Origin of the sequence: Streptomyces soli (assembly GCF_003999195.1) — a bacterium.
Taxonomy (GTDB): Bacteria; Actinomycetota; Actinomycetes; order Streptomycetales; family Streptomycetaceae; genus Actinacidiphila; species Actinacidiphila soli.
The window spans coordinates 1-2,808 of record NZ_RJVR01000390.1 but is presented as its reverse complement, the minus strand read 5'-3'; the positions used below and the strand labels follow the sequence as shown (position 1 = coordinate 2,808).

1 protein-coding gene and 1 pseudogene are annotated in these 2,808 nt (G+C 70.5%); one reads left to right on the top strand and one right to left on the bottom strand.

Annotation, left to right across the window (positions count from 1 at the left end):
• Nucleotides 1-251: 251 nt before the first annotated feature.
• Nucleotides 252-899 (bottom strand): annotated as a pseudogene (locus EFK10_RS46080) (PHP domain-containing protein); the annotation flags it as partial.
• Between the two features lie 903 nt (nt 900-1,802).
• Between EFK10_RS46080 and EFK10_RS46075 the strand changes: the two are divergent.
• Nucleotides 1,803-2,808, top strand: a 1,006-nt coding sequence (locus EFK10_RS46075) for a helix-turn-helix domain-containing protein (protein WP_164836487.1), incomplete at its 3' end; no start/stop codon positions are given.

Sequence of the window (2,808 nt, the reverse complement as noted above, 5' to 3'; positions counted from 1 at the left end):
AGAGGCTCTGGACTGCGCGTGCGGTGTCCACCTCGCCGCGCTCGGGGAGCACTGAGCGTAGTCAGCACTCCCCGAAGAACTTATGAATCGCTGCACTAGGGCCTAATCGGACGTGTTACCCCGACTGCCATATGCCGACCTACGGAAACGACTCCAGGGGCGCGGGGATCCCTGGGCCGGGGCGGCAGCGGTTGCGCGGCTAACCCCGCGCTCCTCCACGGTCGCTGCGGCCCGGCCGACCGGCGGGCCGCACCCGACCCTTGAGGGAGCCCTGCCATGCCTGCCGCACCTTGCGCCGAGGCGCCGTGGTGCCCGTCCCTGCCGGACCCAGCCGCTAGCCGCAGCGCCGTTCCAAGCAGCTCACGCCAGGGGGTGAGCAGGCGCTCGGCGATGTCCGGGCGGCCTGCTGACAGTGCGCGGACCGGCTCGGACGCCGGGCCGAGCAGGACAGTCAGCCCCTCACCGGCGTACTCGCGCAGCGCCGACCAGGAGACGACCGGAGCCCCGCCGTCGGCCGCCGCGTGCGCAGCCGACACCACACGGCACAGGCGCCCCCACCCGGCACCGTTCCGGGCGAGCAGCGTGACCCGCAGCGCCGGCTCCACGACATGAGCGCCGCCGCGCACCGGGGTACGGCGCCGGCCCGACGCGGCAGCGGGGGAGTGGGAGGGATCGGCCGGGTCGGCGGGCGCGACGGCCAGGTCGACGCCGAACACCGGCCGCACCCCGTGCGCGGCACAGGCACGGGCGAAGCGCACCATCCCGGTGACGTTGTCCCGATCGGTCAGCGCCAGGGAGCCCATGCCCCGCTCGGCCGCCCGCCGGACCAGGTGCTCGGGGTGCGAGGCGCCGTACCGGGCCGAGTAACCGGACGCGACGTGCAGGTGGGTGAACCCCATGACGCCCTCCGATCTCCGTTGGCCCTTGCTGCCTCGTTGTGGACACCCCTCCATGTCTCAAACGTTTGTACGAACAGGGTAGCGCGCGTGGCGCGCGGCGACGAAAGTGACGCGACGGGACTGGGCAGGTCATCACCCCTTTGAGTGACAGCCGCCTTCCACTTCAACCCATCCCACGCGAGCGGCCGGAGCCGTCAAATCCCATGTCTGTACGAGGCGTTCGCTGTCGGCAGGCGTGACCGGATCATGCTGGCAGCCGCCCGGCCCCCTGCCGTGGTGACCTCTCGCAGCGAAGGTTGAGCGTTCTCACCGAACGTTGAGTGCGGGATACGCCCCAGGTCAGAGGCATGCAGAGGCTCTGTGTGGGCATTGGCGACACAGCCGCGTGCGACTGGAGTCGCAGCGGCTTCCTCTTCCCGGCGTTCGACGCAGCGCTCTGATCCGACCTGCGCGCTTAACCATCGGTGAGAAGAAGTGCCGGTCACCAGCCTTCGCTGAGAAACGCTCAACCTCCGCTGCTGTCCGGTCCCAGATATCTCCGGGTACGGCATCCCCTTCGACCTGCGGTACCCGGACTTGAGTGAGACGCCCAGTGCGTCCGGCGTCCCGAAGAGGTCCGGGTAACCGCCCGTGCGGTACGCCGGTCCGGGAGGGCTGCGGCGCTCGCGACCGGCACGGATATCGGGATCGTGCCCGGATTTGGGCGGGACGTCGGGGCGGGTGCCCGGAGATCTCTGAGACTGCCCGGACTTCGCCGAGACCGGACAGCTGCGAGAGATCACGTGGGTCAGCCATGCCGTCGTCGCCCAGGAGGAGCCTCAAAACCCAAAATGTACGCGAAATGTTCGCTATTCCGTACGTGAAATGTTCGTTTCAAGCTAGGATGTGGGGCAGGAGGTGCCCATGTCCGAGTTGTTTGACGCGGTCGATGCCCTGATCGTCGGGCAGTCGCCGCTGCCCCCGCCCGAAGAGCGGGTCCGGCTGCGCAAGGCCCATGGCCTGTCCCAGGAACAGGTTGCCAAGGCGCTGGAGGTGCGCCGGCCGACCGTCGTGTCGTGGGAGAGCGGCAGGACCGAACCGCGGCCGCCGCAGCGTGAGGCGTACGCCCGGCTGCTGGACAAGCTCGCGGAGCTCTACCCCGCCAACACCACAGGGCCCGCGCAGGACACGGCGGTACCCCAGACGGTCACCGGCCCCTCCGCGCCTGCCCCGCGCGAGGCCGAGCCCGCAAAAGCGCGTCCTCTGTCCACAGGCCCGGCCCCAGATGCTGCGGCCGTGACTACTGAACAGAACACCTCGCAGCGCCCTACCTCCGCTTCGTCCCGTACGGCGGCCACGACCAGGCCGTCGTCGACGTCGCGGCGTCCGGCGGCGAATAAGGCCACGCCCAAGCCCGCCCCGGCCGCCGCTGACCCGCGTTTCGCCAACGGCCCGCTCGCGGTCGTGGACGTCGAGGACGGGCAGGTGTCGGCGTACTGCGTTGGCGGCCTTGTCCTGGACGTGTCTGCCAAGTCCATTCCGGCCCTGGTCGATTGGACGCTGTCGGAGGCGAAGCTGGGGGCGCCCAAGCTGAGCGGGCCGGGGAAGGACGCCGACCCGCTGATCGTGCTCACCGAGGCCGCGTGCGAGCGCTACGGCCTGCCGCTCCACCTCACCGAGGAGGAGCGCCTGTCCGGGCGGCTGCCGGAGGGCCACAAGGTCATCAAGCAGCTGGCGCGGGCGGACTGGAAGCTGACGAAGCGCGGGTTCGGTCCGTGGGCGAGGATCTACCGCCCGGCGCAGGGCTCCGAGCGTATGTGCGTGCAATTGTGCATCCCGTCGTGGGACGCGCTCGATACCCGGCACTGGGCGGAGGCCGGGCAGCTTCCGCCGGCGGAACTCGCCCGCCTGCTGGGCACGTACGCGACCG